Raw genomic sequence first — 22124 nt, forward strand, 5'->3', positions numbered from 1 at the left:
CGGAAAAGGTGACCGACTTGAGTACCGAAAAGGTCGATTCTCCCGTCGACGATTCAGACCTGTCCGTCTTCCAAGACGCAGAGTCCCGCTGGGAGCGGTGGCGCGCTGGAATCGCCGCGCGGCCCACCCTCAATCTTGCGTACCGCATCGGCGTCGGAGTCGTAGGCGTGATCGTGCTCGCCGCAGGTGTCATAGCTATTCCGTACCCCGGCCCCGGATGGCTCATCGTGTTCGCCGGCCTGGGCATCCTGGCGTCGGAGTTCGCCTGGGCTCATCGACTCCTTCATTTTGCGAAGGCTCGATACGACAGGTTCATGGAATGGTTCGGCAAGCAGTCGCTGTTCGTCAAAGGGTTGGGCGTTCTGTTCACCACAGTGTTCGTCCTGGCGACTTTGTGGGTGCTCGGCACCTTCGGCCTGATCGGGACATGGGTAGGACTGGACTACTCGTGGCTCGAGTCGCCACTGTGAGCTGAACGAGGTCGGTTTCCTTCACTCGGTTGTCTCGACATGTCGGTAGGGCCGATAACATGATCGTGCGCGTGCTCGCAGTGGGTACGACGCCTGCCTTAACTTGTCGCAATACCTTAGGAGCACATCGCCGTGACCAGTCCCGCGCCAGAGCACTCAGCCGCCCCACTTCGGGTGCCCGCGGGGACGACCGCCGGGACTGCAGTGCGCGAAGCCGGATACCCCACGAAGGGGCCCGACGTGATCGTCGTCGTGCGGGACGGCGAGGGAACGCTCAAGGATCTGTCGTGGACTCCTGAGGTCGATGTCGACGTCGAGCCGGTCGCGGCATCCACCGAAGACGGTCGCAGCGTCATCCGACACTCCGCGGCCCACGTCCTCGCTCAGGCGGTCCAGAAGGAATTCCCCGAAGCGAAGCTGGGCATCGGGCCGCCGATCAAAGACGGCTTCTACTACGACTTCGCGGTGGATCGTCCGTTCACTCCGGAAGATCTGACCAAGCTCGAAAAGCGCATGAAGCAGATCATCAAAGGATCGCAGCGCTTCTCGCGTCGAGTGGTCGATTCGATCGAGGACGCCCGGGTCGAGTTGGCCGGCGAGCCTTTCAAGCTCGAACTCATCGACGACAAGTCCGGAATCGACGATCCCGAGATCATGGAGGTGGGCGGCAACGAGCTGACCATCTACGACAATGTCGATCCCCGTACCGGCGACAAGATCTGGTCCGATCTGTGCCGCGGTCCGCATATTCCGACCACCAAGCACATCCCGGCGTTCAAGCTGACGCGTAGCTCCGCCGCGTACTGGCGCGGAAATCAGGACAACGCCGATCTTCAGCGTGTCTACGGCACCGCGTGGGAGTCCACCGAGGCTCAGGACGAGTACCTCGAGTTGCTCGCCGAGGCCGAGCGTCGCGATCACCGCAAGCTCGGTACCGAACTGGACCTCTTCAGCTTCCCCGACGAACTCGGCTCCGGTCTGCCGGTCTTCCATCCCAAGGGCGGCATCATCCGCACCGAGATGGAGAATTACTCCCGCAGCCGCCACATCGAGGCCGGCTACGAGTTCGTCAACACCCCGCACATCACCAAGGGCCATCTGTACGAGGTCTCCGGTCACCTCGACTGGTACCGCGACGGCATGTTCCCGGCGATGCACGTCGACGAGGAACTCAACGAGGACGGCACCGTGCGTAAGCCGGGCCAGGACTACTACCTCAAGCCGATGAACTGCCCGATGCACAACCTGATCTTCCGTGCTCGCGGACGTTCGTACCGTGAATTGCCCTTGCGGCTCTTCGAGTTCGGCTCGGTCTACCGCTACGAGAAGTCCGGCGTCATCCACGGTTTGACCCGTGTGCGCGGCATGACGCAGGACGACGCTCACATCTACTGCACCCGTGAGCAGATGCGAGACGAGCTGACCACCACGCTGCAGTTCGTGCTGAACCTGCTCAAGGATTACGGCCTCGACGACTTCTACCTCGAGCTGTCGACCAAGAACCCCGACAAGTTCGTCGGTAGCGACGACGTCTGGGAAGAGGCGACCGCAACGCTCGCCGAGGTCGGCGAAGCTTCCGGCCTGACTCTGGTGCCGGACCCGGGCGGAGCCGCGTTCTACGGTCCCAAGATCTCCGTTCAGGTCAAGGACGCACTCGGCCGTACCTGGCAGATGTCGACCATTCAGCTCGACTTCAACCTGCCCGAGCGGTTCGAACTCGAGTACACCGGCAACGACGGCGTCAAGACTCGTCCGGTCATGATCCACCGCGCTCTGTTCGGCTCGATCGAACGGTTCTTCGGCGTTCTGACCGAGCACTACGCCGGCGCTTTCCCGGCGTGGCTGGCGCCGGTGCAGGTCGTCGGAATCCCGGTGGCGGAGGCATTCGCCGATCACCTGTTCGACGTCACGAAGAAGCTCAAGGCTGCCGGTGTGCGCGCCGAGGTGGACTTCAGTGACGACCGCATGCAGAAGAAGATCCGTAACCACACCACGCAGAAGGTCCCGTTCATGCTCCTGGCGGGCGAGCGTGACGTGGAAGCCGGCGCGGTCAGTTTCCGCTTCCGCGACGGAACCCAGATCAATGGAATTCCCGTCGACGACGCCGTCCGGATCATCACCGAGTGGATCAGCCGTCGCGAGAACGCCTCGCCGACAGCCGAACTGGTGCAGCCAAGCGTGGCGCAGTGAGCGCCCCCGGTGACGAGGGACCAGGTTCGCTGATCGACCACGGCGTCGGCGACCCTGACCATTTGCAGCGCATTTGGTCGCCGCATCGGATGTCGTACATCACCGAGGCGCCCAACACCCCGGGTACGACGGGTGAGCCGTTTATCGACATCCCGAAGATGTCGGACGAAGAAGGGCTCATCGTTGCCCGCGGTGAGCATGTCTATGCGGTTCTGAACCTGTACCCGTACAACCCCGGGCATCTCATGGTGGTTCCGTATCGCAAGGTCGCGGCTCTCGAAGATCTGACGCCGGAGGAGAGCGCCGAGCTGATGGCGTTCACCCAGCGTGCGCTGCGGGTGATCAAGAGTGTGTCGAATCCTCACGGATTCAATGTCGGCCTGAATCTCGGTGCCGCTGCGGGCGGTTCGTTGTCCGAGCACCTTCATCAACACGTAGTGCCCCGCTGGGGTGGCGACGCCAACTTCATCACCGTGCTCGGCGGGGTGAAGGTGATGCCGCAACTGCTGCGGGAGACCAGGGGACTACTCGCCGGTGCCTGGCAACAATAGATCGATGCGTCCGGCTTCATGGCAGGATGCTGTGCTGCGACGAGTTCCAATCCGGAACTCACGAGGGGGAGGTTTCCTGCGGTGTTGAGCTTCTTCGGACGCGAGTCGGTGTCCAAGGTGACGGCACCTATGGGGAAGGCGCTGGTCAAGACAGGTCTGACGCCAGACGCGGTGACGGTGATCGGCACGGTGGCGAGTGTCGCGGGGGCGGTGACGCTGTTTCCGTCCGGACACCTGTTCTGGGGGACCATCTTCATTTGGTTCTTCGTCATGTTCGACATGCTCGACGGCGCCATGGCCCGTGCTCGCGGCGGCGGAACGCGTTACGGGGCCGTCCTGGACGCCACCTGTGATCGCGTGGCCGACGGTGCGATTTTTGCCGGCCTTGCGTGGTGGGCGGTCTACCACGAGAACAGCAAGTGGCTTCTCGTGGCGACGCTCATCTGCCTCGTCACCTCGCAGGTCATCTCGTACGCGAAGGCACGTGCCGAGGCGAGCGGGCTGACTGCCGACGGTGGTTGGATCGAGCGTCCGGACCGGCTGATCATCGTGTTGGTCGGATCGGGCCTTACGGGCATGGGTCTACCGTGGGCAATCCACATCGCGATGTGGGTACTTGCCGCCGGAAGTATCGTCACTGTCTTCCAGCGAGTGCTCGCGGTCCGCAATTCACCTGGCGCCCGGGAACTTCTGCCGATCGCCCCGGCCGCATCGACGGTCGAAGGTGAGTCGAGCACCGACGGCGAGCCCGAATCAGATGGTGGGCCCCAGACGGAAGGCGAGGCAGAGCAATGAGTTTTGCCGAGCGTGCAACTGATCTGGGATACGCCGCGGGTTGGCGGTTGGTGCGAAGCCTGCCGGAATCGGTGGCAGTCAAGCTGTTCGACGCCGGAGCGGATTTCGCGGTACGCAAGGGCGGACCCGAACAACTCAGGAAGAATCTCGCGAGAGTTCTGGGGACGACACCGGAGGAAGTCCCGGATCAGCTGATCAAGGATTCGATGCGCTCGTATGCCCGGTACTGGCGTGAGGCGTTCCGTCTACCGTCGATGGACCTGGTCGCCACCGGTAAGGCGTTGCATGCGCTGGTCGAGGGCCAGGAACATCTGGAAAAAGCGATGGCGGCAGGTCATGGCGCAGTGCTGGCGCTGCCCCACAGTGGCAACTGGGACATGGCCGGCGTGTGGTGCGTTCAGCAGTGGGGTGGATTGACCTCGGTGGCCGAGCGGCTCAAACCCGAATCCCTGTACGAACGGTTCGTCGACTATCGCGAGAGTCTCGGCTTCGAGATCTTCCCGCTCAGCGGCGGAGAGCATCCTCCGTTCGTCGAACTCTCCAAGCATCTGCGTGAGAACAAGATCGTGTGCCTGCTGGGGGAGCGCGATCTGGCGAAGAAGGGTGTTCCCGTCACGTTCTTCGGAGAACCCACACGCATGCCCGCAGGCCCGGCGAAGCTCGCGATCGACACCGGAGCGCCGCTTCTACCGGTCCACTGCTGGTTCACTCCCGACGGGTGGGGTTTCAAGATCGACCCGCCGATCGACGTTTCCGGCGGCGTTGGCCCGGCCACACAGGCACTGGCCGACCGGTTCGCGGTCAACATCGCAGAGCACCCCGCTGACTGGCACATGCTTCAGCCGCTGTGGCGCTCGGATCTCTCCGAATCGCGGCTCGCCCGCATGGAGGGTGAATGAAAATCGGCATGATCTGCCCGTACTCCTTCGACGTCCCCGGCGGGGTGCAGGCGCACGTGGTGGATCTGGCCGAGGTGCTGATCGAACGCGGCCACAAGGTGAGCGTGCTTGCGCCGTCGTCCGACGATGACGAGTTGCCGGATTTTGTGGTCTCCGCGGGTAAAGCCGTCGCGATTCCTTACAACGGTTCGGTTGCACGATTGTCCTTCGGCCCGACGGCGAATGCCCGCCTCCGCAAGTTCATCGCGGAAGGTGACTTCGACGTTCTGCACATCCACGAACCCAATGCGCCGAGTCTGTCCATGCTCGCGTTGCGTATCGCGGAAGGCCCGATCGTGGCCACCTTCCACACGTCGACCACGAAGTCGTTGGTGCTGAGCACTTTTCAGGGTGTCCTGGCTCCGTATCTCGAGAAGATCAGTGGCCGGATCGCTGTCTCGGAGTTGGCGCGTCGTTGGCAGGTCGAGTCCCTCGGATCCGACGCGGTCGAAATACCCAACGGCGTCGACGTCGCCGCGTTTGCCGAGGCCGACATGTTGCCCGGCTATCCGCGCGAGGGTGGAACCATTCTGTTCCTCGGCCGCTACGACGAACCGCGCAAGGGGATGGCCGTCCTCCTCGGTGCACTGCCGGAGTTGGTCGAGCGTCATCCTGATCTCGAAGTGATCGTGGTCGGGCGCGGCGACGAGGAAAAACTCCGCAAAGAGGCGGGCAAGTACTTCAAGCATCTCCGACTGCTCGGGCAGGTCAGCGACGAGGAGAAAGCGTCGGCACTTCGCAGTGTGGACGTCTACTGCGCGCCCAATCTCGGCGGTGAGAGCTTCGGGATCGTGCTTGTCGAGGCCATGGCGGCCGGTACCGCCGTCGTCGCGAGTGAGTTGGACGCCTTCCGCCGTGTTCTTCGCGACGGCCAGGCCGGCTTGCTGGTCCCCATCGGGAACTCCGATGCCCTGGCCGAGGCAATCGATTCCGTTCTCGGCGATCCGGACCGACGCCGTGCTCTGGTCAACACCGCGACAAGTGTTGTCGCCGAGTACGACTGGCCGGTGGTTGCCGAGCAGATCCTGCGTGTCTACGAGACCGTCACGGTCGGCGGAACCGGCGTTCGTGTGGTGGGGTCATGACCTTTTCCGCTTTGACGATCTTCATTCTCGGACTTGTCGCCGCCGTCGTCCTGGTCGTCGGGCTGTGGGCCTATGGGACGGCGAATCGACTCGATCGGCTGCATGTGCGTTCTGATCAGTCCTGGTTGGCGCTCGATGCGGCGCTGTCCCGCCGTGCAGCGGTGGTCCGCGCGGCGGCCGTGGACATGAGCGCCGACGACGCCCGCAGATTCGTCACCTTGGCGGACGCCGCTGAACGGGCAGACCGGCAAGACCGAGAACTCGCGGAGAACCGGTTGTCCAACGCTCTAGCCGCCTACGGCACGACGTCGCTGCGACCTCAACTGGTGGCCGAGCTGGCCGACGCCGAAGCGCGGGTTCTGATCGCCAGACGGTTCCACAACGACGCGGTGCGAGACACCCTTGCACTCCGTACGCGTCGACTTGTTCGCTGGCTTCACCTCGGCGGAACGGCGCCGCTACCTCAGTATTTCGAGATCTCCGAGCGCACCACCGCGGCCGCGGTGCCCGAGGGCATCACCGTCGATACGTCGCGGACCTCCGCGCGCGTGGTGATGCTGGACGAGGACGATCGGGTGCTGCTGCTGCGCGGGCACGATCCTCAGATCCCGAACACGTACTTCTGGTTCACCGTCGGCGGCGGGCTCGAACGCGGTGAACATCTGCGGGCCGCTGCCGTTCGTGAGATCGAGGAGGAGACCGGATTCGTCGTGGCTCCGGAGAATCTGCGAGGTCCGCTCTGGCGTCGTGTGGCGATTTTCCCGTTCGATGGTGAGCTGATCCGTTCGGAAGAGCTGTTCTTCGCAACGCGCACTCACGGCTTCGAGCCGGTCTTCCAAGGCCATACGGAATTGGAGCAGCGCGCGATTACGGGCCATCGCTGGTGCAGTGCCGACGAGATCCGCCGACTAGCCAAGTCCGGTGAGCCCGTCTACCCGTTGGACCTGGCAAACCTCCTGGTGGAAGCGGCGACGATCGCGGACGGTACCGAGGATCCTGAAGTGCGTTCCATCCGCTGATCCATTCGGCAGATCAGGTGCCGCGGCCATTTAAGGCCAGCAATGGCAAATTGGATACGGAATCGAAGGCCGGTTGGTCCTAGAGTTCTGGCCAGAGGCCTCCGTGCGAATGAACTCGTGTGTTCGCCGTGCCTCGTTTCTTTTGTCACGCCACTACTGCAGGAGTTTGCTGTGAGCACCCCCGACTCTGCCCCCACCACCGCCATCGGCACCGCACGCGTCAAGCGCGGCATGGCTGAAATGCTCAAGGGCGGTGTGATCATGGACGTGGTCACCGCTGAGCAGGCCAAGATCGCCGAAGACGCAGGCGCCGTCGCCGTCATGGCACTCGAGCGGGTCCCCGCAGACATTCGCGCACAGGGCGGCGTCTCGCGCATGAGCGACCCGGACATGATCGACAGCATCATCTCCACCGTCAGCATCCCCGTCATGGCAAAGGCACGCATCGGTCACTTCGTCGAAGCGCAGATCCTGCAGAGCCTCGGCGTGGACTACATCGACGAGTCCGAGGTCCTGACCCCGGCCGACTACGCCAACCACATCGACAAGTGGAAGTTCACCGCTCCCTTCGTCTGTGGCGCCACCAACCTCGGCGAAGCGCTGCGTCGCATCAACGAAGGTGCCGCCATGATCCGCTCGAAGGGTGAAGCCGGCACCGGAGACGTCTCCAACGCCACCACCCACATGCGCACCATCCGCGGCGAGATCCGCCGGTTGACGTCGCTGAGCGAAGACGAACTGTACGTCGCTGCCAAGGAACTGCAGGCCCCGTACGAGCTGGTCGTCGAGGTCGCCAAGGCCGGCAAGCTGCCTGTCACCATGTTCACCGCCGGCGGCATCGCCACCCCGGCAGACGCTGCCATGATGATGCAGCTCGGCGCCGAGGGCGTGTTCGTCGGATCGGGCATCTTCAAGTCCGGCAACCCGAAGCAGCGCGCCGAGGCCATCGTCAAGGCCACCACGTTCTACGACGACCCGGACGTGCTCGCCAAGGTCTCGCGCGGACTCGGCGAGGCAATGGTCGGCATCAACGTCGACGACCTGCCGGTTGGACACCGCCTCGCAGAGCGCGGCTGGTGACACCAGGTTTGACGACCGGGCCCAGTGCCTGAAGGTTTTCGACACCGAAGGGGCGCCGGGTTGCAGAAGCAACCCGCCGCCCCTTTCTCGTGTGGGGGTCGGACCGTCAGATGCTGTCGGAGACCTCGAACACGAATTCCACCTCGACGGCACTGTTGCGGGGGAGTTCTGCGACGCCGATCGCGGAGCGTGCGTGTTGTCCTGCGGTACCGAAGATCTCGGCCAGCAGGTCGGACGCACCGTTGATCACCTGGGGTTGCTGGGAGAATCCGGATCCGGAAGCAACAAATCCAACGACCTTGACGACGCGAACGATGCGGTCGAGCCCGACCAAGGCGTCGACGGCCGCGAGTCCGTTGAGAGTGCACAATCGCGCAGCCTGGGCGGCGTCTTCGACGGATACGCCTTCACCTAGCTTGCCGATGCACGTCGTGGTGCCGTCGACGAGCGGCAATTGCCCCGACGTGTAGACGTATGCCCCCGTCCGAACGGCGGGGAGGTAGGAGCCTGCCGGGGTAGCGACCGGCGGAAGCGCCAGGTCGAGTGCGGCGAGTCGTGCGGTCCAGGTACTGGCGTCGTTCATCGAGGTCCTCAATGGATTCTTTTGTCTGGGAATGATGTTCGAGTCTGTCATCGGGAGTCTCGGCAAGTCCAAGTCGTATTTGCGCCCACCCCATCACTTTTGGTGATACTCACTGTCGTCGGATTCAAAATGGTGCTCGAGTTGGCCACCTAAACTGTGTCGTATGTCGTCAATTCGCAACATCTCACTGGGGATACCTGTCCGTTCCGGTCACGTACTCATGCTCGACGGCACGGACTCTGTCACGGGGGAGAACTTCCATCGATTGATCGGTGGCGGTATCGAGTTCGGTGAGACGGCCGAGGCAGCGCTGCGACGCGAGTTCGCGGAGGAACTAGGCGTCACGCTGGGAAGCGTCGAGTTGCTCGAGGTCGTCGAGAATATCTTCGAGTTCGAGGGGCGACTTGGGCATGAGATTGTCCATGTCTTTGCAGTCGACTCAGCTGACATCGATGCGTTTCCGCTCGACGTGCAACTCCGAGTCCTCGACGAAGGTAGTCCAGTCCATTGGGTATCGACGGGTAGGTCCGACCGCCCCATCTACCCGGCCGAAGTCTCCCGCATTGTCAACGCTCTGGTTCAGTAGGGAATCCGTCGCTGGAACAAGAGTGGCCGCAAGGGTTGCTCCGCAACAATTTTCGGTCAAACGGGATTCTTCGGACTGATTTCTGGAAACTGTAGAAGTTCGAACATAGTTTCGAATATTGTGGAGGAATGTTTGATGACGGAGTAGGAAGTTCGGGTACCGCAGCGCAGCTGTTCGGTGCTGAATCCGACTGCGCCCTCATCGATCTCATTGCCGAACTGCATGCGCGCGAGTCGATGCTCGTGGAACGGAAACTCGCTGCCATTGCCGAGTTTTTCGAGCGTCGCAGCGCTGAACACTCCGATGTCGGCGCGTGGTCGTCCACCGCGTATGAACTAGCTGAGGCCGAGCTCGGCGCAGCGTTGACCATGGGCCGTGCCGCGGCGGGAAAGTTGATCGGCCTCGGCTTTTCGCTGAAGACTCGACTCCATCGCACACGTGCCGCTATGGCACGCGGAGAACTGGACTTGTATCGAGTCGGATTGATCGACTCCGCTACAGCCAACGTCGATGACGAATTGATAGACGAGGTGGAACGGCAACTCCTCGAGAAGATTTCAGCACCACCGATACATGGCGGTACCGGCCTGACCGGCCGCCGATTGACGGCGGTCATCGACCGAATCGTCGCCGTGGTGGATCCGGAGGGGATGCGGGAGCGTCGACGCCGTGCCCTGGCTGATCGATTCGTGGGTGTGAGCGCTGCCGAAGATGGAATGGCGCGGATCTTGGGGAGTATTCCGGCGGAGGACGCACGGGCTTTCGACGGTCGGTTGCGGGAGTTGGCGATGTCGGTGTGTCGACACGATTCCCGTAAATACGAGCAGCGACGAGCCGACGCCTTGGGAGCGTTGGTAGCTGGGTCGACAATTCTGCCGTGCGATTGCGACCGGGCCGACTGCCCACAAGACCGCAGCGGGATTGTTGTGGTGCGTCGGCCATTAGTGCACGTGGTCATGGTGGAATCCGCACTCCAGGGCGGTGACTCACCAGGTGCAGACGAACCGGCTCACCTCGACGGTTACGGAGTGATCAGTGCAGAGCATGCGCGTGACATCGCCGCGGGTGCGTTGATTCGGAAGGTGAAGGTACCAGCCGACGTGGCGCTCGAGTCTGCCGGTGAGGGCGAGCCAGTACCCTCGCCTGTAGTTCCTTCGGCGCTGGTGTACCGCCCGGGCGCTGTCCTCGACACCTGGGTGAGGGTGATCTCGGGTAGCTGTCAGTGGCTGCACTGCGATGTCGCGGCATGGAATTCCGATCTCGATCACATTGAACCTTTCGATCATCGCGATCCAGCACGTGGTGGAAAGACCGTGGCCTCGAACTTGAGTGCCTATTGTCGAAATCATCACCGCCTCAAGCATTCCGGTCAGTGGGTGCACACCTCGAATCCGGACCGGAGTGTCACGCTGACCTCGGCGACCGGACATTGTTACCGAACTCGGCCGTCAGGTCTGCTCGCAGGAATGCTCGAGCCTGTACTGCCCGAGGGTGGTCGGCGTCGACGTTCACGTTTGGAGAACAAGGCGGCCCGCGTGCGGGGGGAACGCCGGCGCCAGCGGATACGAATGCACCTGCGGATGAAGAAGAAGGTCCAGAGGAGGACCGTCGATCGAGGAGACGATCCACCGCCGTTCTGAGTAGATGCGCCCCGTCGCTCAGTGTTTTCGGATGCCCAGTTTTCGGATGCCCACTTTGGTGGCCGGGGCTGCATCAGGCATTGTGTGAAGGTCGGTAGACGTCGGTACACGGGAAGATGTGGAGCATCGATGGCGAGGATCGAAGAAATTCTGGAGTTGGAACGCCTCGAGCGTGACATCTTTCGAGGAATCATCGCGGAGACCACCCTGACCCGTACTTTCGGCGGCCAGGTCGCCGGCCAGGCATTGGTGTCGGCAGTACGAACGGTCGATCCGGCCTACTCAGTTCATTCGTTGCACGGATACTTCCTGCGTCCGGGAAATCCGATGGAACCGACCGTCTTTCTGGTGGATCGTGTTCGCGACGGACGATCGTTCGCGACTCGCCTGGTCACCGGAATCCAAGACGGACAAGCCATTTTCACGATGTCGGCATCCTTCCACGTCCAGGACGAAGGCATCGAGCACCAGGACGAGATGCCGCCCGTCCCTGACCCCGAGACCTTGGCCATCGCCCAGGATTCGGAAGACCCCGAGACCGCGTGGTTGGCTCGCGAGTGGTCCGACTGGGACCTGCGAATGGTGCCGAAGGCCGACATCAACAAACGTCCGGGCGCTGCCGCACAGCAGCAAGTGTGGTTCCGTTCCCGCGAGGCGCTCCCGGACGACCCGGTATTTCACGTCTGCACGCTCGCATACATGAGCGACATGACGTTGCTCGGCTCTTCTCGCGGCCCCCACATGGATGTCGCCATGCAAAGCGCGTCGCTCGATCACGCGATGTGGTTCCTGCGGCCGTTCCGGGCCGACGAGTGGCTGTTGTACGACCAGACGTCGCCGTCGGCGGGCTTTGGCCGGGCACTGACGCAGGGGCGCATCTTCGACAGCCGAGGAAACATGGTTGCCGCGGTCGTCCAGGAAGGCCTGACCAGGCTCTATCGCCCGAAGTGAGATCAACCGCTGTGAAATTAACCGCTGTGAAATCAAACGCGGCGAGAGCGCACTGCAGGCCGGGCCGGATGGTCGTACCTGACCTCGAAATCGACCTCCTCGGACACCGCTGAGCGGTGCTCGAGGAGTGCGTCGACTGTCCACAGATCCGCCTGCGGTGTGTGCCTCCGCATGGCAGCTTCGCTCATGTCCAGGCGGACGGTGACGTCGAACTCGAGTCCGCGCCCGAGCAACATCGGACCGGCGATCACGATGACCGCGCGCTCGTGGACAGCGATACGGATCGAGCGAGCCGAGCGATCAGTGGTCTCGTCCCAGAGTTTCGGCAACAGCGTTCGTTTGGTGCGGGCCGCGGTGATCACTTCACGATCGAGAGCCGGGTAATCGAACCAGATGGTGCGGTAACTCAGCGCATCCTCGTGGCCGAACTCGTATCGCAGCGACGCCGGCCGCACGTAGTCGTGCAGTGACACAACGGCACTCGGCCTGCTGTGCGACTCGACTGCAACCCCGACCAGTTCCGCGAGCCGCGACGGGTGCGCACAATCCGGTCCGTCGATCGCTACTACCGCCATCGATGGAAATGATCCGCTCAGTGTTGCGATCTGCTCGGCCAGAGCGAGGGGAGTGGACGGGATGAATGTACTCACGCCCACCATGGTGCCGTGCCCGCTCGCCAAGGCGATATTGTGAACCGTCATCGCGCCTAGTGCGGCGGTCTGTGTATGCGGTCAATCTTTCCGGAGGACTCATGGTTGGTATCGAGGAGATCCTCGCGCTCGAACACCTGGAGAAGGACATCTTCCGTGGTGCGGTCCATCCCACTGCACTTCAACGGACGTTCGGCGGGCAGGTTGCCGGGCAGTCGTTGGTTTCTGCCGTGAGCACCGTCGACGAGAGCTACCACGTGCATTCGCTGCACGGATACTTCCTGCGCCCGGGCAACCCGAAGATTCCGACGGTCTACCTGGTCGACCGGATTCGCGACGGTCGTTCGTTCTGCACGCGTCGGGTCAATGCAGTCCAGGACGGTAAGACGATCTTCACGATGTCGGCTTCGTTCCACGTCGACGACGACGGTATCGAGCACCAGGATCGGATGCCCTCCGTTCCGGCGCCGGAGGACTTGCCGGATGCGCAGACCGTTCCCAAGTTGGCGGAATCCCAGTTCTACCAGGAATGGAAGAACTGGGACATCCGAATTGTGCCGGCCGAGCAGAGTGCGTCAGCGCCGGATCTGGCCGCCCAGCAGCGTGTGTGGATGCGCTACCGCGAGGCTCTGCCGGATCGTCCGCTGCTGCACATCTGCACCCTCGCGTACCTCAGTGACATGACTTTGCTCGGAACGTCCAAAGTCCCGCACCGGGGCGTGAAAACGCAAACGGCTTCGCTCGATCACGCGATGTGGTTCCTGCGGCCCTTCCGAGCCGACGAGTGGTTGCTCTACGACCAGACATCACCGTCGGCAGGTTTCGGTCGCGCGCTCACTCAGGGGCGTATCTACGATCGCGATGGCAACATGGTGGCAGCGGTGGTTCAGGAGGGTTTGACGCGCCTGGAACGCGAACCCGACAGCAGTGAGAACGCGAACAGCAGTGCGAACAAGGACAGCCGTGAGAACAAGACAGGAACTCTGTGATGACTCGTCCGTTGATCGGTGTTCTCGCCCTGCAAGGTGATGTTCGCGAACACCTTGCCGCACTCGATGATTCGGGAGCGGACGCGGTCGGCATCCGGCGACCCGAGGAACTCGACAAGGTCGACGGAATCGTGATCCCGGGTGGCGAATCCACCACCATGAGCCGGCTTCTGCAGGTTTTCGAGCTGCTGGAACCGCTTCGTGATCGACTCCGCGGCGGGCTGCCGGCTTACGGATCTTGTGCCGGCATGATTCTGCTCGCCAGCGAGGTACTCGACACCCGGCCGGACGCCGAACATCTCGGCGCCATCGACATGACGGTGCGCCGCAACGCTTTCGGTCGTCAGGTCGATTCCTTCGAGTCCGACCTGGAGTTCGAGGGAATCATCGGTGACCCTATCCGCGCAGTCTTCATCCGCGCACCGTGGGTCGAGCGGGTCGGTCCGGGTGTGGAGGTGCTCGCGCAGGTTCCCGCCGCGGCGGGGGAGGCCGCGGGTCGCATCGTCGCGGTTCGGCAGGGCTCGGTGATCGCCACTTCGTTCCATCCCGAGGTCACCGGGGACCGTCGAGTCCACGAGATGTTCGTCGATCTGGTGCGCGGCTAGGGCGCTAGTTCACTTCGGCTGAACTACAGCTCCAGTTCGCGGGCAAGGATCGCCGCCTGGACGCGTGAGGTGAGGTGCAGCTTCGACAGAACTCGCGACACATGCGACTTCACCGTCGGAGCACCGACTCCGAGTTCACGCGACAGTTCGGCGTTGGACAGACCCATACCCAATAGAACGAGCACTTCACGTTCGCGATCGGTGAGCTCGCTCAGGCCGAGCGGCTCGGCGGGCTTGGGAGTGCGCTGAACGAACTCGCCGATCAGTGCGCGGGCGGCTCGGGGAGCAAGCACCGCATCGCCGCCCGCGACATTGCGGATGGCGCTGGTCAGTTCGTCCGCTGTCGCGGTCTTGAGCAGGAAGCCCGACGCACCGGCGCGCAGAGCTGCGAAGACGTATTCGTCGAGGTCGAAGGTGGTCAACACCAGAACGCGGCTGCGGGTCGTAGCGATGATCTGACGGGTCGCTTCGATGCCGTCGGTGCCCGGCATCCGGATGTCCATCAGCACGACGTCGGGTTGATGCGTGCGAGTCACGGTGATCGCCGACGCGCCGTCTCCCGCTTCTGCAACGACATCGATGTCGTCATGCTGCCGCAGGATCATCGACAGGCCGGAGCGGATCGCGGCGTGGTCGTCGACCAGGGCGACGGTGATCACCGATCCGTGCCGTTCGGTGTGTGGACCGGTAGCTGCGCACATACCGTCCATTCTCCGTCGACCGGAACTGCCTCGAGTGAACCGCCCAGCAGCTCGGCGCGATGACGCATGTTTGCAAGTCCGCGCGTTACTTCCCGCGGACTGGATATGTCGGGACCGACCGGGTTTCGGATCTCGATCTGTAATGCATTGTGCTGCAGAGAGATCGACATCGAGATCGGCGCACCAGGCGCATGCTTGAGCGCATTGGTCAACGCCTCTTGAGTGATCCGATACGCCGTGTGATCGACCACACTCGGCAGGTCGGCGGCATCGACGTCGATCGCTACATCCACTGTGCTGCCGGCGGCCCGAGCTGCGTCCAGGACGACGGGCAACTCGGTCAGCCTCGGAGGAGAGGAACGCGGGTCAGGCGTCTCGCCGTCCCCGGCCTGGAGCAGTTCGATCATCGACCGCATCTCGGAAAGGCCCGCGAGACTGCTCGATCTGATCGCTCCGATGATCTCCCGCAAGCCATTTTGTCGTTCATTGTCTGGTTCACCCCGTTCAGCGGAGAGAGCTGTGGTGGAGAGTGCAGCTTCGGAGTGGATTGCGATGGCAGAGAGGTGGCTTGCGATCACGTCATGCAGATCCCGCGCCATGGTTGCGCGTTCGTGAGCGACAGCGGCCTCGCGGTCCAGAGCGGCGAGTGCTTCGTGGACTCTGGAACGCTCGCGTTCCGCCTCGGTCAGTTCCACTTGTCGACGGATGACCAGTGCCCACCACACCGGCGTACCGAAGAACAGAGCGGTCACGACGCCCGCCCCAGCCGCAGCGCGAACGTCCCTGGTGGACAGGTAAACGAGTGCGGTGAGCGCGGCAACCGTCACCGCGGTCAGAGAACACACCACTCGGCCCAGTCGCGCCGTCCCGTACAGAACTGCGGCGTAGGTGAGATCCGAGAGGACGAGCCACATCGGCAGAGTGGGGCCAAGGGCGGCGTCGACCGCGACGATGACGGCCCCCGCCGCCAAGGCCGTTGCCGGGCGCACCCGGCGGAACGAGTCGAACGCACACAGCAGAGCCAGCATCCCGATCCGAACCCCGACGGGAACGTCGGCGACACCTCCGACATCGGTCCACATTTTGTACAGGCCGACGAGGTAGAGAAGTACCCCGATCGCGAACAGACCGATGGCGATGAGCGGATCGTTCCACTTGCCGACGCTCCGACTTCTGGTCACCACAGACTTATCAGAGCACATCGGGGCGCCTGACTTGTCATACCAAATGATGAGGTCGGCGTTGTTCCGACGGCTGATGTGCGGATCCGAGCGAGACGACACGCTCGAGGTATGAAAATTCGTTTCGAGTTGATGATCGGCATTCTCCTCGTCGTCGGTGGCGCCTGTCTCTGGCTGTTCGCACGCGACGCCGAGTTCTTCTGGTTTCGCGGCGGGTCACTCGGGGTGATTTTGGCGATCATCGGTGCTTTCGACATCGTGAACGCAGTCCGGACGAGGGACACGGTGACACCCGAGCGCCGACACGACTGACGTGGAACTCGTCCTTCTCACGACCCTGGGCGGCCTCGCCTTGCTGGACAGTACGAGCATCGGAACGTTGGTCGTCCCGGTGTGGATGTTGTTGAAACCGGGACGGCCGCAGGTTCGCAGTCTGCTGACCTACCTGGTAGTCATCACGACGTTCTATTTTGTTGTCGGGGTAACCGTCTGGACGACGGCCCACGTGGGCATGCCGGTTGTCGCCCCGCTTCTCGACACTCCGGTAGCTCGCGGGGCGCAGCTGATTCTCGGTATCGCGTTGTTCGCGTCGAGTTTTCGATTCGACTCCGAAAAGCGGCGCACATCCGGTCAGGCCGATCGAACGCACGCCTGGCGGGAGCGGGTACTCGATTCGAGTCGTTCGGCGAGAAGCGTCGTACTTCTGGCCATTGCAGCCGGAACCGCCGAATTGGTGACGATGCTGCCCTACTTGGCGGCGATCGCGATGATCACAGCTGCTGGGCTGTCCTCAGTCATATCGGCGTCGATACTTGCCGGTTACTGCCTGATCATGGCCGCACCGGCAGTCATTCTTCTGTGCGGTCGGCTCGTGGCCGGGAACTGCCTGGACAAGCCGCTGCGCCAGGTGGACTCGTTGATGTCTCGCTACGGCGACAGTGCGATCGGATGGGTGTTCGGCATTGCCGGCTTCTACCTCGCCGGCAATGCCGCTGCCGTGTTGTTCGTGAATCAGCCAGCCTGAACCAACGAATTGATCAGCTTCACACCGTCTTCGGGGTGATCGACGGTCACGGCGAACAGTCGTCCGTTCTCGAGAGTGACCACGATCGCCTCACCCGAGCGGAGAGTGACGGCCGTTCCGCGCGGTGTGATCCGGTAACCCCATCCACCCCATTCGGCCGGACGTATCGAATCGACCGATGCGGACTTCACCGTCGAGATGGGGATTTTCTTCCATCGAACGCCCCAGGAACTGATGCCGAGACCGTGACGGTCCACGCGCACGGTGACCGAAGCGAAAGCCGTGATCGCGAGGGTCGACACACCCAGAACCACGGCAACCCACCAATCCGAATACGCGGCAGTGGCGATCACGAGTACTACGAGGCCGGCGGTGAGGATCCACGGCCAGATGCTGCGGACCTGCCCGACCCACACTGCACGTTCGGAGGCCGCGAGCGGCGTGTCCAGCGTCGGGGTCGGAAGTGGTGACTCAGGGTCGTCGCGTTGCTGCTCAGGCAGTGCATACGCCAGAACTCCGACGAGCACGGCCGCGATCGGCGCAAGAATCCACCAACCGATACGTGCGTCTTCCGGTGCTCCGGCGTCGATTGTGAGGGCGACGCTCAGAATCCAGATCGTCGCCAACGTCGCACTAGAGATCGAGGTGAGGGCCAGAAACAGGGGAGCGTTGGCGCTCGAACGTGCCACGACGACACACGCGAAAACGACTGCCACCAGTGAAAGCGCCAGCGCAATGGCGAAGAACGTCGTTGTGGTGCTGAACCCGTCCGGGGCCGATCCGGACCAATGGCTCGCGACGGTCTGGGGTAGCCGGTCGCCCCACGCGAAGCGCGCGAGAACCAGGATCAGGGTCGGGATCAGAGTCAGTGAGGCTGCTGTCCAGAGTCGGATCTTGCTGGTCGTCATTGTGTGCTGGTCTCCTTGATGAGGTCGAGCATGTGCGCGGTGTCGAGTCCCAGATTTCGGGCCTGTCGAACGAACTCGCGTGCAGATTCGTTGAGAGCCGTTCTTCCCGAGTCGAATTCGGCGCGAATGACGGCGCCACGTCCGCGCCGGAGGTCGATCAGGCCTTCGTCGCGAAGTGTTGCGTACGCACGAAGGACCGTATGGAGATTGACGTCGATCGACTCGGCGAGAGCGCGAGCGGACGGCAGTCGATCGCCCGGGCCGATTTCGCCGCGGATGACCGAGCCACGAACCCCGGCGGCAATCTGTTCCGCGAGTGGAGTTGTGGAGGCGTGATCTATTCGCACCAACATGTTTGCATTCTATGCAAACAATGCTGTGTTTAGTCAATTCGTGTCGGGGGATGCAGCGAGTTGTGACGTGGGACGGGTAACATCGGCAGAGCTGAAAGACGCGCATTCGGCGTGCGCAACGCAGCAGGAAAGGGGCTTGAATCGCATGAGCGGCCACTCAAAATGGGCCACCACCAAGCACAAGAAGGCTGTGATCGACGCACGTCGTGGCAAATCCTTCGCGAAGCTGATCAAGAACATCGAGGTGGCGGCACGAACCGGCGGTGGCGATCCCACGGGCAACCCCACCTTGTTCGACGCCATCCAGAAGGCGAAGAAGACGTCAGTTCCCAATGACAACATCGAGCGTGCGCGCAAGCGCGGCGCCGGTGAAGAAGCGGGCGGCGCAGACTGGCAGACCATCATGTACGAGGGCTACGGACCCAACGGCGTCGCCGTTCTGATCGAGTGCCTCACCGACAACCGCAACCGCGCAGCCGGTGAAGTTCGCACCGCGATGACCCGCAACGGTGGCAACCTCGCTGACCCGGGTTCGGTCTCCTACCTGTTCGCTCGCAAGGGCGTCGTCACGCTGGAGAAGAACGGCCAGTCGGAGGACGACGTCCTGATGGCTGTGCTCGACGCCGGCGCCGAAGAGGTCACCGATCTCGGTGAAAGCTTCGAAATCGTCAGTGAGCCACAGGATCTGGTTGCCGTACGTTCGGCACTGCAGGAAGCCGGCATCGACTACGACTCGGCCGAAGCCGATTTCCGCGCTTCCGTCGAGGTTCCCCTGGATGTCGACGGCGCACGCAAGATCTTCAAGCTCGTCGACGCACTCGAAGACTCGGACGACGTGCAGAACGTCTACACCAACATCGATCTGTCCGACGAGGTTCTCGCGGCCCTCGAAGACTGATTGCCTTTCAACTCAACCCGGCCCTGACGTCCTCGTCACGGCCGGGTTGCGTGTTGATGCGGGGCAGTAGTCCCGCGCACCGCTAAGCTATCGAACAGCTGTTCGGTATGGAGAGGTGTGACAAAGTGCGCGTGCTCGGAGTGGACCCAGGCTTGACTCGCTGCGGGTTGGGTGTGGTCGACGGGAGCAACGGCAGGAAAGTGCGCCCCATTGCCGTCGACGTGGTGCGGACCCCGGCAGAGATGGATCTCGGATCTCGGCTCCTACGGATTTCCGATGCGGCTGAACTGTGGATCGAGCAGTACAAGCCGGAGGTTGTCGCGATCGAGCGTGTGTTCGCGCAGCACAACGTCAGTACCGCGATGGGGACGGCGCAAGCAGGCGGAGTTGTGGCGCTCGCTGCCGCCAGACGCGGAATCCCGGTGTGTTTCCACACGCCCAGCGAGGTGAAGGCCGCCGTCACCGGTAGCGGTAACGCAGACAAGGCGCAGGTCACCGCGATGGTGACTCGAATCCTGAATCTGAAGACGGCGCCGAAACCGGCCGACGCCGCCGACGCTCTGGCGCTGGCGATCTGTCACTGCTGGCGAGCGCCCATGATCGAGCGAATGGCCCGCGCCGAGGCGATGGCCGCCGAACAAATGCGTAAGTATCAGGCAAAATTGGCCGAGACGAAGAAGGCAGGTTCACGATGATCGCGTCGGTACGCGGCGAGGTACTCGATATTGCGCTCGACCATGCGGTCATCGAAGCGTCGGGTGTCGGCTATCGGGTCAACGCCACCCCCGTGACGCTCGGTGCGCTCCATCGCGGAAGCGAAGCACGCCTGTTCACGACGATGATCGTTCGCGAAGACTCGATGACGCTCTACGGATTTTCCGACACCGAGTCGAAGGACCTGTTCAGCCTCTTGCAGACGGTCTCGGGAGTCGGGCCGCGCCTGGCGATGGCAACTCTCGCAGTTCTCGAACCCGACGCATTACGGCGCGCACTGTCGGAAGGCAACCTGACGGCGTTGACGAGGGTCCCCGGCATCGGCAAACGTGGTGCCGAGCGCATGGTCGTCGAATTGCGCGACAAGGTCGACGCGGTTGCGACGACGGCCGGCGCGGCCTCCGGTGTCGTCGCCGGTAGTTCGATCCGCGATCAGATCGTCGAAGCTCTCGAAGGTTTGGGTTTCCCGATCAAGCAGGCCGAGCAGGCCACGGATTCGGTTCTGGCGGAATCGCCCGAGGCCACTACGTCGGTAGCACTGCGTTCTGCCCTGTCGCTGCTCGGTAAGACTCGATGAACTTCGATCCGATCGACGATTTCGACGACGAATCGCAGGTCTCTGCCGAATTGGTGGCGGGAGACGGCGACGTCGAAGCAAGTTTGCGCCCCAAGAGTCTCGACGACTTCATCGGGCAGCCCCGGGTCCGCGAGCAATTGCAGCTCGTGCTCACCGGAGCAAAACTTCGTGGCAGCACGCCTGACCACATCCTGATGTCCGGTCCGCCCGGACTCGGAAAGACGTCGATGGCGATGATCATCGCGGGGGAGTTGGGCTCCTCCCTGCGGCTGACGTCCGGGCCGGCGCTCGAACGCGCCGGCGACTTGGCGGCGATGCTGAGCAATCTCGTCGAGGGCGACGTGTTGTTCATCGACGAGATTCACCGAATCGCTCGTCCGGCCGAGGAGATGTTGTACCTGGCGATGGAGGACTTCCGCGTCGACGTCGTCGTCGGTAAGGGGCCCGGCGCCACGTCGATTCCTCTGGAGGTCGCACCATTCACGTTGGTCGGTGCGACAACCCGATCCGGTGCGCTCACCGGCCCGTTGCGCGACCGCTTCGGATTCACCGCGCACATGGACTTCTACGAACCCGAAGAGCTGCAACAGATTCTGATGCGCTCGGCGGGAATTCTGGGAGTCAATCTCGAAGTTGACGCCGGCGCCGAAATCGCGAGACGCTCGCGGGGGACGCCGCGTATCGCGAACCGATTGCTGCGACGGGTTCGTGACTTCGCGGAGGTTCGCGCCGACGGAATCGTCACCATGGACGTCGCTCAGGCCGCCTTGGCTGTCTACGACGTGGACCAGTTGGGCTTGGACCGACTCGACCGATCCGTCCTGAGTGCGCTGGTGCGTTCATTCGGCGGCGGGCCCGTCGGCGTGTCGACGCTGGCCGTCGCTGTGGGCGAGGAACCGTCGACGGTGGAAGAAGTGTGCGAGCCCTTCCTGGTCCGTGCCGGGATGATCGCCCGGACGCCGCGAGGTCGTGTGGCCACCGCCGCTGCCTGGACTCAACTGGGAATGACGCCACCGCCGGATGCCGCCGCGGGCGGTATCGAGGTTCGCGTCAACGAACCGCAGGCCACGTTGTTCGATCCGAACGGAGCGTGAATTTCGACCGGAAAGGCCTCATTGGTCGGCCGATCTGTCAGGAATCCTCAGCAACTAATGGCACACTGGTGTATTGCGTAGGTCCATCCGGGGCCATCGCGGTGTAAAACGTGCAACACAACCGAGGTTGATCAACACATGTCGAGTTTGCTTTTCCCCCTCTTGATCCTCGCACTGCTCGTGCCCATGTTCCTGGGCATGCGTAAGCAGAAGAAGGCCTTGGCCGCGACTTCCGAGATGCAGGACTCGCTGCAGGTCGGCGATCGGGTGCAGACCACAGCCGGGCTCTACGCCACGATCGCTTCGCTAGGCGACGACACCGTTGACCTCGAGATCGCCGACGGTGTCATCACCACCTGGTCGCGTCTGGTCATCCGTGAGCGCGTCGTCGAGACGACCGAGACCGACGAGTACGACGACGACTCGATTTCCGAGATCGAAGAGTCTGCTACCGACACCGAAATCCGGCTCACCAAGGAGTCCTGACTTCGTCGACCTGGCACGTGTTCTAGAGTTGTGAACTCGGACACACGTCCAGATCG

At 62.9% G+C, this 22124-nt stretch carries 26 protein-coding genes; 20 read left to right on the forward strand and 6 right to left on the reverse strand.

The window, feature by feature from the left end; translation table 11 throughout:
• The first annotated feature begins 59 nt into the window (after nucleotides 1–59).
• The 8 genes from ACFT1A_RS03620 to pdxS all read left to right on the forward strand — a co-directional run bounded on the left by ACFT1A_RS03620 (nucleotide 60) and on the right by pdxS (nucleotide 8128).
• Nucleotides 60–470 (forward strand): TIGR02611 family protein, encoded by a 411-nt coding sequence (locus ACFT1A_RS03620; RefSeq protein WP_378446114.1) that lies wholly within the window; start codon nucleotides 60–62, stop codon nucleotides 468–470.
• Between the two features lie 132 nt (nucleotides 471–602).
• Nucleotides 603–2660 (forward strand): threonine--tRNA ligase, encoded by a 2058-nt coding sequence (thrS, locus tag ACFT1A_RS03625; RefSeq protein WP_378445863.1) that lies wholly within the window; start codon nucleotides 603–605, stop codon nucleotides 2658–2660.
• Entirely contained in the window at nucleotides 2657–3211 is a 555-nt protein-coding gene (locus tag ACFT1A_RS03630) for an HIT domain-containing protein (RefSeq protein ID WP_264614478.1), read from the forward strand. Before thrS ends, ACFT1A_RS03630 begins: the two co-directional genes overlap by 4 nt.
• A gap of 81 nt (nucleotides 3212–3292) precedes the next feature.
• Nucleotides 3293–4006 (forward strand): phosphatidylinositol phosphate synthase, encoded by a 714-nt coding sequence (pgsA, locus tag ACFT1A_RS03635; protein ID WP_378445864.1) that lies wholly within the window; start codon nucleotides 3293–3295, stop codon nucleotides 4004–4006.
• Entirely contained in the window at nucleotides 4003–4905 is a 903-nt protein-coding gene (locus tag ACFT1A_RS03640) for a phosphatidylinositol mannoside acyltransferase (RefSeq protein WP_378445865.1), read from the forward strand. Before pgsA ends, ACFT1A_RS03640 begins: the two co-directional genes overlap by 4 nt.
• Complete coding sequence (locus ACFT1A_RS03645; RefSeq protein WP_378445866.1) at nucleotides 4902–6029, forward strand: glycosyltransferase family 4 protein; 1128 nt, start codon at nucleotides 4902–4904, stop codon at nucleotides 6027–6029. Before ACFT1A_RS03640 ends, ACFT1A_RS03645 begins: the two co-directional genes overlap by 4 nt.
• Complete coding sequence (locus ACFT1A_RS03650) at nucleotides 6026–7048, forward strand: NUDIX domain-containing protein (protein ID WP_378445867.1); 1023 nt, start codon at nucleotides 6026–6028, stop codon at nucleotides 7046–7048. The genes ACFT1A_RS03645 and ACFT1A_RS03650 overlap by 4 nt, the downstream gene beginning before the upstream one ends.
• 171 nt (nucleotides 7049–7219) lie before the next feature.
• A complete protein-coding gene (gene pdxS / locus ACFT1A_RS03655) occupies nucleotides 7220–8128 on the forward strand; it encodes a pyridoxal 5'-phosphate synthase lyase subunit PdxS (RefSeq protein WP_003943338.1) in 909 nt (302 codons plus the stop codon).
• Nucleotides 8129–8234: 106 nt separating this feature from the next.
• On the opposite strand, the gene ACFT1A_RS03660 is transcribed toward pdxS, so the two are convergent.
• A complete protein-coding gene (locus ACFT1A_RS03660; protein ID WP_378445868.1) occupies nucleotides 8235–8711 on the reverse strand; it encodes a RidA family protein in 477 nt (158 codons plus the stop codon).
• 163 nt (nucleotides 8712–8874) lie between these two features.
• On the opposite strand from ACFT1A_RS03660, the gene ACFT1A_RS03665 reads away from it, so the two are divergent.
• The 3 genes from ACFT1A_RS03665 (at nucleotide 8875) to ACFT1A_RS03675 (ending at nucleotide 11888) form a co-directional block, all read left to right on the forward strand.
• Nucleotides 8875–9297 (forward strand): NUDIX domain-containing protein, encoded by a 423-nt coding sequence (locus ACFT1A_RS03665; protein WP_378445869.1) that lies wholly within the window; start codon nucleotides 8875–8877, stop codon nucleotides 9295–9297.
• 128 nt (nucleotides 9298–9425) lie between these two features.
• On the forward strand, nucleotides 9426–10937 hold the full coding sequence (locus ACFT1A_RS03670; RefSeq protein ID WP_378445870.1) for a DUF222 domain-containing protein: 1512 nt from the start codon (nucleotides 9426–9428) through the stop codon (nucleotides 10935–10937).
• A gap of 129 nt (nucleotides 10938–11066) precedes the next feature.
• A complete protein-coding gene (locus ACFT1A_RS03675; RefSeq protein WP_019748291.1) occupies nucleotides 11067–11888 on the forward strand; it encodes an acyl-CoA thioesterase II in 822 nt (273 codons plus the stop codon).
• Between the two features lie 32 nt (nucleotides 11889–11920).
• Here the strand turns inward: ACFT1A_RS03675 and ACFT1A_RS03680 are convergent, their stop codons facing one another.
• Nucleotides 11921–12589, reverse strand: coding sequence for a hypothetical protein (locus ACFT1A_RS03680; RefSeq protein WP_378445871.1), 669 nt, complete (start codon nucleotides 12587–12589; stop codon nucleotides 11921–11923).
• Between the two features lie 50 nt (nucleotides 12590–12639).
• On the opposite strand from ACFT1A_RS03680, the gene tesB reads away from it, so the two are divergent.
• Entirely contained in the window at nucleotides 12640–13527 is an 888-nt protein-coding gene (gene tesB, locus ACFT1A_RS03685) for an acyl-CoA thioesterase II (RefSeq protein ID WP_378445872.1), read from the forward strand.
• Nucleotides 13527–14132, forward strand: a complete 606-nt coding sequence (pdxT, locus tag ACFT1A_RS03690; RefSeq protein WP_317552997.1) for a pyridoxal 5'-phosphate synthase glutaminase subunit PdxT — start codon at nucleotides 13527–13529, stop codon at nucleotides 14130–14132. The genes tesB and pdxT overlap by 1 nt, the downstream gene beginning before the upstream one ends.
• 23 nt (nucleotides 14133–14155) lie before the next feature.
• Here pdxT and ACFT1A_RS03695 read toward each other — a convergent pair whose 3' ends face one another.
• Together ACFT1A_RS03695 and ACFT1A_RS03700 are read right to left on the reverse strand one after the other, a co-directional pair.
• Nucleotides 14156–14833 carry a response regulator gene (locus tag ACFT1A_RS03695; protein ID WP_378445873.1) on the reverse strand — a complete coding sequence of 226 codons (678 nt, stop codon included), beginning with the start codon at nucleotides 14831–14833 and terminating at the stop codon, nucleotides 14156–14158.
• Nucleotides 14788–16014: a sensor histidine kinase gene (locus ACFT1A_RS03700; protein ID WP_378445874.1), complete on the reverse strand. Its 1227-nt coding sequence runs from the start codon at nucleotides 16012–16014 to the stop codon at nucleotides 14788–14790. Before ACFT1A_RS03700 ends, ACFT1A_RS03695 begins: the two co-directional genes overlap by 46 nt.
• A gap of 111 nt (nucleotides 16015–16125) precedes the next feature.
• On the opposite strand from ACFT1A_RS03700, the gene ACFT1A_RS03705 reads away from it, so the two are divergent.
• A complete protein-coding gene (locus ACFT1A_RS03705) occupies nucleotides 16126–16326 on the forward strand; it encodes a hypothetical protein (protein WP_378445875.1) in 201 nt (66 codons plus the stop codon).
• 1 nt (nucleotide 16327) lies between these two features.
• On the forward strand, nucleotides 16328–17038 hold the full coding sequence (locus ACFT1A_RS03710) for a GAP family protein (RefSeq protein WP_378445876.1): 711 nt from the start codon (nucleotides 16328–16330) through the stop codon (nucleotides 17036–17038).
• Here the strand turns inward: ACFT1A_RS03710 and ACFT1A_RS03715 are convergent.
• Nucleotides 17026–17946, reverse strand: coding sequence for a hypothetical protein (locus tag ACFT1A_RS03715; protein WP_378445877.1), 921 nt, complete (start codon nucleotides 17944–17946; stop codon nucleotides 17026–17028). The genes ACFT1A_RS03710 and ACFT1A_RS03715 overlap by 13 nt on opposite strands.
• On the reverse strand, nucleotides 17943–18299 hold the full coding sequence (locus ACFT1A_RS03720; RefSeq protein ID WP_003943322.1) for a GntR family transcriptional regulator: 357 nt from the start codon (nucleotides 18297–18299) through the stop codon (nucleotides 17943–17945). The genes ACFT1A_RS03715 and ACFT1A_RS03720 overlap by 4 nt, the downstream gene beginning before the upstream one ends.
• Nucleotides 18300–18444: 145 nt before the next feature.
• Between ACFT1A_RS03720 and ACFT1A_RS03725 the strand changes: the two genes are divergently transcribed.
• The 5 genes from ACFT1A_RS03725 to yajC all read left to right on the forward strand — a co-directional run bounded on the left by ACFT1A_RS03725 (nucleotide 18445) and on the right by yajC (nucleotide 22068).
• Nucleotides 18445–19197 carry a YebC/PmpR family DNA-binding transcriptional regulator gene (locus tag ACFT1A_RS03725; protein ID WP_378445878.1) on the forward strand — a complete coding sequence of 251 codons (753 nt, stop codon included), beginning with the start codon at nucleotides 18445–18447 and terminating at the stop codon, nucleotides 19195–19197.
• 125 nt (nucleotides 19198–19322) lie between these two features.
• Nucleotides 19323–19892 (forward strand): crossover junction endodeoxyribonuclease RuvC, encoded by a 570-nt coding sequence (gene ruvC / locus ACFT1A_RS03730; RefSeq protein ID WP_003943325.1) that lies wholly within the window; start codon nucleotides 19323–19325, stop codon nucleotides 19890–19892.
• A complete protein-coding gene (ruvA, locus tag ACFT1A_RS03735) occupies nucleotides 19889–20488 on the forward strand; it encodes a Holliday junction branch migration protein RuvA (RefSeq protein WP_003943318.1) in 600 nt (199 codons plus the stop codon). The genes ruvC and ruvA overlap by 4 nt, the downstream gene beginning before the upstream one ends.
• Nucleotides 20485–21582 (forward strand): Holliday junction branch migration DNA helicase RuvB, encoded by a 1098-nt coding sequence (gene ruvB / locus ACFT1A_RS03740; RefSeq protein WP_378445879.1) that lies wholly within the window; start codon nucleotides 20485–20487, stop codon nucleotides 21580–21582. Before ruvA ends, ruvB begins: the two co-directional genes overlap by 4 nt.
• Before the next feature lie 138 nt (nucleotides 21583–21720).
• On the forward strand, nucleotides 21721–22068 hold the full coding sequence (gene yajC / locus ACFT1A_RS03745; protein ID WP_230817254.1) for a preprotein translocase subunit YajC: 348 nt from the start codon (nucleotides 21721–21723) through the stop codon (nucleotides 22066–22068).
• Nucleotides 22069–22124 lie beyond the last annotated feature (56 nt).

Origin of the sequence: Rhodococcus sp. NPDC057135 (genome assembly GCF_042670865.1) — a bacterium.
GTDB lineage: Bacteria > Actinomycetota > Actinomycetes > Mycobacteriales > Mycobacteriaceae > Rhodococcus_F.